Source organism: Lentzea aerocolonigenes, assembly GCF_000974445.1.
Classification (GTDB): domain Bacteria; phylum Actinomycetota; class Actinomycetes; order Mycobacteriales; family Pseudonocardiaceae; genus Lentzea; species Lentzea aerocolonigenes.
Map to the genome: position 1 here is coordinate 43,593 of NZ_BBOJ01000041.1, position 6,855 is coordinate 50,447.

Here is a 6,855-nt window from a genome sequence, read left to right on the forward strand (position 1 = left end):
CGGGCTACTTCCAGGGCGCCGGGTAGCCGGGCATGCCCTCACAGCCGCACATGGCGTAGTGCAGCGGTGGCATGTCCTGCTTGATGAAGTCCTTCAACGTGTCCTGGGTGACCTTCGGCTGCGGCAGCACCCATTCCCGCGGCACCTGCTTGCCGCCGAGCACGCGCAGGGCGGCGATGACCGGCGTGCGCCACTGGTAGGTCGGATAGGTCGGGGCGACCGCGGTCATCTTCTCGTCGGCCCACATCCGCAGGAAGTCCTGCTGGTCCTCCCCCACGAACGGCGGGATCGCCGCGCCGGCGTCCTGGAAGGCCTCCACGGCCGCGACCGCAGTGGCGCCCGCGTCCATCCAGACGCCGTCGATCTTGCCTTCGCGCTGGATGTACTCGTTGACGATGCTCTTGGTCTTGGCCGCGTCACCGTTGGTGAACTCGACCCCCACCACCTTCACCTGGCTGCCGGAGAAGATCTGGTCCGCCGCCGCCCAGCGCTGCTCCAGGACGTCCACGCCGGGCAGGATGCGCAAGGCGAGGACCTTGCCACCCGGCTTCACCTTGTCCTTGAGGAACTCGGCCCCGTCCGCACCGAACGCGAACCCGCCGATCGGGTGGATGAACGTCACCGGGCAACTGGTCTTGACACCTCGGTCGAAGACGATCACGGGCACGCCCGTCGCGCAGGCGGCCTCGACGGCCGGGGTGAGCGTGGCGGTCGTGTTCGGCGAGACGACCAGCGCGCTGCACCCCTGCGACGCGAGCGACTGGATGTCACTGATCTGCTTGTCGTCCTTGGCCTCCGCGTCGAGCACGGTGAACTTGGTGATCTCCGGGTGCAGCTTCACCTCCTCCTTCATGGTCTTGAAGCCGACCTGCCGCCACGGGTTGTCCACCGAGGCGTTGGAGAAGCAGAGGTGGTAGCCGCCGCCCGGCTTGGCGTACTTGGCCGTGTCGGCCAGTTGCGGTTCGAGCGCCTGTTCCCAGGGCTTCGCGGCACCGTCCTGCGAGTCCAGTCCGACCGCCTTCGCCGTGCGGAACCGGAGCTGGCGCTCGAACTCGGACTGGTCGAAGAACTCCGACTTCGCCTTGGCGGACTCGGAAGTGCCGCCGGGGGCCTGCGTGGCGGGAAGGTCGCTGGAACAGCCGGCCAGCGTGAGAGCGCCCGCCAGGGCCGCGGCGGACCATTTCCTGTTCATTGAGCTGCTCCTCGGCTTCTTCGACGGGGTACAGGCAGGGGTCAGACGGTGTCGAGAACGGGCCGGCGCAGCATCCGCCGCAGACCGGCTCCGTGAGCGGCGTAGGCCACGGCCGCGATGATGATCACGCCCTGCACGGCGGACTCGAGCGCGCCGGAGACACCGAGCAGGTTCAACAGGGAGAAGAGCGCTTCGAGCGACAGCGCGCCCGCGGCCGCGGCGACCACCGAACCGCGGCCACCGCCGAGCAGGACACCGCCGAGCACCACCGCGGTGATCGCACGGAACTCCAGGCCGTCACCGACCTGCGCCGACACTCCCGCGAACCCGGCGAGCAGGATCGCGGCGACCGACGCGAGCAGCGCGGACAGCACGAACGCGAGCAGGCGCAGCCGATCCACCCCGCCGCCCGCGAGCCGGACCACGTTCTCGTTGTCCCCCAACGCGAGCAGCAGGCGTCCGGTACCGCCGCGCATGAACCACACCGCCGCGACGACCACGACCAGCAGAACGATCACCGACCACGGCAGCTGGCCGAGGACCGGAACCTCGGCGCTGCCCCGGCCGAGGACGCGGAACGACGGGGACAGCGCGCCGCGCGGTGCTCCGCCCGACCACAGGAACACCGCGCCGTCGAGCACCAGCAGCATTCCCAGGGTCACGATGAACGACGGCACCAGCAGTTTCGTCGTGATCAGCCCGTTGACCAGGCCGACGAGGATTCCGCAGCCCAGCAGCAACGCGATCACCCACCAGGTGTTCGCGTCGTCACCGTCGACCAGCCGGGCGGCGACGACCACCTCGGCCGTGACCAGCGAGCCGACGGAGAGGTCGAAACCACCGGACACGATCACGAAGTACTGCCCGACGGCCAGCACCACGAGCGGTGCCGCACGTTTGAGCAGCGCGAGGTAGCCGCTGGGCTCGGCGTACGCGGGACCTGCGAACGCCAGTGCCACCAGCAGTACCAGCAGCACGACCAGCACGGGCCCGGTGCCGCCGGTCAGGCGTGGCCGCGCCCTCATGCCGACCGCCCGGCAGTCCGGCGGCGGGCGTACAGCGCCACCGCCGCGATGAGCACGACGCCGCGCACGACGTCCTTGAAGAAGGAGTCCAGCTCGAGGTCGTCGAAGATCGTGTCCAATGTGGACAGTATTAGCACTCCTCCGATGGTGCCGGCCACACCACCGCGCCCGCCCGCCAGGGCCGTGCCGCCGAGCACTACGGCGGCGATCGACTCCAGGTCGTACCCGGCGTCGGTGCCGACGTACGGGGCGCCCGAACCCAGCCGCCCGGCCAGGAACACCCCGGCGAGCCCGGCCATGACCGCGCACAGCACGTGCGCGGTGACGATCGTCCGCCCGGTGCGCACGCCGGACAGCCGGGCCACGTCGACATCCCCGCCGACCGCGTACATGTGGTAGCCGGTGCGGGTGCGCCGCAGGTACCACCACGCCGCCGCCGCGAGCAGCAACATCAGCAGCGCCGCCACCGGAACCGGCCCGATCCGGTCGTAGCCGATGTGCTGGAACGCGCGCGGCACGGTGCCCGCCGGGCCGGTGTAGTTGTGCTCCAGGTAGCCGCGCAGCACCAGCGCGACGCCCAGGGTGGCGATGAACGCGTTGGCCTTCAGCACGGTGATCACCAGTCCGTTGACCAGTCCCACCACCGCCGCGACCGCCAGCGCCGCCAGCACACCCGGCACGATCATCGCCGTGCTGCCCGCCATCGTCTCGGCGGCCACCAGCGAACACAGGCCGACCAGGTAGGCCACCGACAGGTCGAGGGAACCGGTGACGATCACCAGGGTCTGTCCGATCGCGACCAGTCCGAGCACCGTGCCGCGCGTCAGGATGTTGAGAACGCCGCCGTGATCGAGGAGGACACCTCCGTGAAGGCCCACCAGCACACTGCCGATCACCAGGAGCACGGCCAGCGCGAGGTACACGACCACGACCGGGGTGATCACGAACGTTCTCGCCCGCGCCGGTGCCCCGCTGCGCCGGCGGACCTGCTCGCGCACGGCGCTCACGCCGCCGCCCCGTGCCCGGTGGCCAGTGCCATCACGGTTTCCTCGTCGGCACCGGCGGGCAGTTCACCGGCCAGAGCTCCTTCGCGCATGACGAGGATCCGGTCGCTCATGCCGATCAACTCGGGCAGCTCCGAGGAGATCATGAGGATCGCCATCCCGTCGTCCGCCAGTTCGCGCAGCAACCGGTACAGGGCCTGCTTCGCGCCGACGTCGACGCCCCGGGTCGGCTCGTCCACGATCAGCACGCGCGGCCGCACGGCGAGCCACTTGCCCAGCACCACCTTCTGCTGGTTGCCGCCGGAGAGGTAGCGCACCTCCTGGTGCGGCGAGCGCGCGACGACGGCGACCGACCCCAGCAGCCGCGCCAGGTCGGCCTTGTGCCGTGCCTCCGCGCCGCGGCAAGCCGCACGCCGGACGAGCAAGGTGTTGTCCCGCACCGACTGCCGCAGCGCCAGGCCCTCGCCCTTGCGGTCCTCGGTGACGTACCCGATGCCCTTGCGGACGGCCGTCCGCGGACCGGTGAGGCGGGTCGGCACGCCGTCGAGTTCCACGGTGCCGGTCGTGAACGGCTCGACGCCCCAGATCGCCCGCGCGATCGCGGAACGACCGGAGCCCTGCAACCCGGCGACGCCCACGATCTCGCCGGTTCGCACGTCGAACGTCAGGTTCCGCACCCGCTCGTTTCCCGCTCCCCGCAACGCGATCCGCACCGCACCGGGGACGCCCGTGCGTTCGGGGTACAGCGCTTCCAGCGGACGGCCGACCATGTGCCGCACGACCTGATCGGTGTCCAGATCGGCGGTCGGCGCACAGGTGACGAACGCGCCGTCCTTCAGCACCGTGATCCGTTCGCTGAGGTCGAACACTTCACGCATCCGGTGCGACACGTAGAGAATCGCGATCCCGCGATCCCGAAGTCTGCGCACCAGGCCGTACAGCAGCTCGACCTCGTTGTCCGCCAACGCTGCGGTGGGTTCGTCCATCGCGAGGACCGTGGCGTCCGCCGACAGCGCCTTGACGATCTCCACCACCTGCTTGCGGGCCACGGACAACCGGGCCACCTCGGTGCCGGGCTCGATGCCGTCCTCTCCCAGCCAGTCGAGCAGTCGCCGGGTCTCCGTCTCCATCGCGCGCCGGTCCACCTGACCGCGCCGCACCGGTTCCCGGCCCAGGAAGACGTTCTCGGCCACCGTGCGGTGCTCGAGCAGGGTGAACTCCTGGTGGATGATCGCGATGCCCGCCGCCTGCGCGTCGCGCGGCGCGGCGAACGAGACCTCCTCGTCGCGCACCACGATCCGTCCGGCGTCCGGCCGGTGGACGCCGGCCAGCACCTTCAGCAGCGTCGACTTGCCCGCGCCGTTCTCCCCCACCAGCGCATGCACCTCTCCCGCGCGCAACGAGAGATCGACGCCGCGCAGCACCGGTACGCCGAAGAAGCTCTTCTCGATGCCTTCCAGCCGCACGACGGCCACGGGGTGTTCCGCCCCCGGTGTTGCGTGGGTCACAGCCATGAGGCGAACGTAGGGCGGCTATTGGCGACTGTCAATCAAAAGTTGGCGCTTCTCTGCCAGATAACACATGTCTTACGGATGAACGTCACCATTACTCGGTGTTCCCTGGTTCACTGGGGCCCGTGCCGGACGTACCTTGGGCTCCTGCGGCGTCTCCTGGGCAGCTGCTGCGGCTGCTGCTCGACGGAGTGCCGCGCACACGTGCCGAACTGGCGAACCAGACAGGCCTGACCCGCGCCGCGGTCCGAACCAGGCTGGACGCACTGCAGAACGCGGGGTTCCTCACCGATCGCGGCATCAGGGTGTCGACCGGCGGCAGACCCGCGGGCCGGCTGGCGTTCAACGCGGCCGCCCGCTCCGTCCTGGCCGCCGACGTCGGCGCCACGCACGCGACCGTCGCCGTGACCGACCTCGCCGGAGGCCCGCTGGCCGTGCGCCGGCTCGGCCTCGACATCGCCGACGGGCCGGAGCCCGTGCTGGCGCGCCTGACCGAGACCTGGAGGGAACTGGTCGCCGACGCCGGCGTGTCCTCCGTGTCGCCGGCCGGTGTCGGCATCGGCCTGCCCGGCCCGGTCGAACACTCGTCGGGCAAGCCCAACCACCCGCCGATCATGCCCGCCTGGGACGGCTTCGACGTGCCGGCGCACGTCCGCGCCGAGTTCGACGTGCCCGTGCTGGTGGACAACGAGGTCAACCTGATGGCGCTGGGCGAGCACGCGCACTCGTTCCCCGGCACCGACAACATGATCGTCGTGAAGGTGGCGACCGGGATCGGCTCGGGTTTCATCAGCAACGGCGTCCTGCACCGCGGTGCGGTCGGCGCGGCGGGCGACCTCGGCCACATCCAGGCACCGGGCAGCGACGACGCCGCGTGCAGCTGCGGCAACACCGGATGTCTGGAGGCCGTCGCCAGCGGCTCCGCGATCGCGGCCCGGTTGCGCGCCAAGGGGGTGGAGGCCCACACCAGCGCCGACGTCGTCGCGCTGGTCCGCGCGGGCAACGTCGAAGCCGGCCAGGCGATCCGGCAGGCCGGCCGCACCATCGGCGAGGTGCTCGCCGCCTGCGTCAGCATGGTCAACCCCTCGCTGATCGTCGTCGGCGGCGACCTCGCCGCGGCGGGTGAGATGCTGCTGGCCGGAGTGCGGGAGGCGGTCTACCGCCGTTCGCTGCCACTGGCCACGGAGAACCTGCGCATCGTGCCGTCCCGCGCGGGCGAGGTGGCAGGCGTGCTCGGGGCGGCCGCCATGGTGGTCCACCACGTCCTTTCACCCGGCATCGTGGACCAGCAACTGGGCTAAGGGATGAAGGGCGCCTTCACCCACGTGAGGTCGATGTGAACCGCTCCCCGGAAGTTGGACTGGGAATCCAGTTCCGGCTCTCCGGGGAGTGGTGGGGTGCATCCAGGTAGTTCGTTGTCTGAGCGGGAGCGGGCATCCGCTGTCGTGTTGTTCGAGAACGGGTATGGCGCGAAGGCTGTGGCGACCCGGTTGGGTGTGTCGCCGACGGCGGTGCGACGCTTGCGTGATCGTTGGATGCTGCGGAGCGCGGGAGCGCTGATGAGGAAGCCGGGCAAGCCGTCGTTCACGTTCGAGTTCAAGCTCGAGGTCGTGCGCCGGTATGTCAGTGGTGAGGCGACGGCGCTCGAGCTGGCGCGCGAGCACGGTCTGTCCTCGCCCAAGCTGGTCGAGACCTGGGGTCGGGCGTATCGCAGTGAGGGCGAGGAAGCGTTGCGGCCCAAGCGGAAGGGCCGTCCTGCCGGTGGTGCGTCCGCGCCTGCCGACAGTGAGCTGGAACGGTTGCGGGCGGAGAACCTGCTGCTGTCCGCGGAAGTCGCCTACCTGAAAAAATTGCGGGCCTTGAGGGAGCAGGGGCGAGGGTGAAAACCCAGATCATCGCCGCCCTCAAGGCTGAGTTTCCGCTGTCGGTGCTGCTGGCGGTCGCCGGCCTGACCCGCTCGACGTTCTTCTATCACCAGGCCCGCCTGGACCGGCCCGATCCGCATGCCGAGCTCAAGGCGGCGATCACGGAGGCGTTCGAGCAGGCCAAGGGCCGCTACGGGCACCGGCGGATCCACACGGTGCTGACCCGCCAAGGCTGGCAGGTGGCCAAGAAGACCGTGC

7 protein-coding genes and 1 pseudogene are annotated in these 6,855 nt (G+C 70.3%); 4 read left to right on the forward strand and 4 right to left on the reverse strand.

The window, feature by feature from the left end; translation table 11 throughout:
- Nucleotides 1-4: 4 nt before the first annotated feature.
- The 4 genes from AOM45_RS47355 to AOM45_RS47370 are packed head-to-tail and all read right to left on the reverse strand — an operon-like array spanning nt 5 to nt 4,735.
- Nucleotides 5-1,192: a substrate-binding domain-containing protein gene (locus AOM45_RS47355; protein WP_030473972.1), complete on the reverse strand. Its 1,188-nt coding sequence runs from the start codon at nt 1,190-1,192 to the stop codon at nt 5-7.
- Nucleotides 1,193-1,233: 41 nt separating this feature from the next.
- Complete coding sequence (locus AOM45_RS47360; protein ID WP_051784819.1) at nt 1,234-2,217, reverse strand: ABC transporter permease; 984 nt, start codon at nt 2,215-2,217, stop codon at nt 1,234-1,236.
- Entirely contained in the window at nt 2,214-3,224 is a 1,011-nt protein-coding gene (locus tag AOM45_RS47365) for an ABC transporter permease (protein ID WP_030473970.1), read from the reverse strand. The genes AOM45_RS47360 and AOM45_RS47365 overlap by 4 nt, the downstream gene beginning before the upstream one ends.
- Nucleotides 3,221-4,735 carry a sugar ABC transporter ATP-binding protein gene (locus tag AOM45_RS47370; RefSeq protein ID WP_030473969.1) on the reverse strand — a complete coding sequence of 505 codons (1,515 nt, stop codon included), beginning with the start codon at nt 4,733-4,735 and terminating at the stop codon, nt 3,221-3,223. The genes AOM45_RS47365 and AOM45_RS47370 overlap by 4 nt, the downstream gene beginning before the upstream one ends.
- A gap of 122 nt (nt 4,736-4,857) precedes the next feature.
- On the opposite strand from AOM45_RS47370, the gene AOM45_RS47375 reads away from it, so the two are divergent.
- From AOM45_RS47375 to AOM45_RS47385, 4 genes and pseudogenes are all read left to right on the forward strand, one after another.
- Nucleotides 4,858-6,033 carry an ROK family transcriptional regulator gene (locus AOM45_RS47375; RefSeq protein ID WP_051784818.1) on the forward strand — a complete coding sequence of 392 codons (1,176 nt, stop codon included), beginning with the start codon at nt 4,858-4,860 and terminating at the stop codon, nt 6,031-6,033.
- A gap of 96 nt (nt 6,034-6,129) precedes the next feature.
- Nucleotides 6,130-6,258, forward strand: a pseudogene (locus AOM45_RS54085) (helix-turn-helix domain-containing protein); the annotation flags it as partial.
- A 33-nt stretch (nt 6,259-6,291) separates the two neighbouring features.
- Nucleotides 6,292-6,615, forward strand: coding sequence for a helix-turn-helix domain-containing protein (locus AOM45_RS47380; protein ID WP_236703849.1), 324 nt, complete (start codon nt 6,292-6,294; stop codon nt 6,613-6,615).
- The coding region (locus AOM45_RS47385) for an IS3 family transposase (protein ID WP_156249782.1) at nt 6,612-6,855 on the forward strand (244 nt) is incomplete at its 3' end. The genes AOM45_RS47380 and AOM45_RS47385, both read left to right, overlap by 4 nt.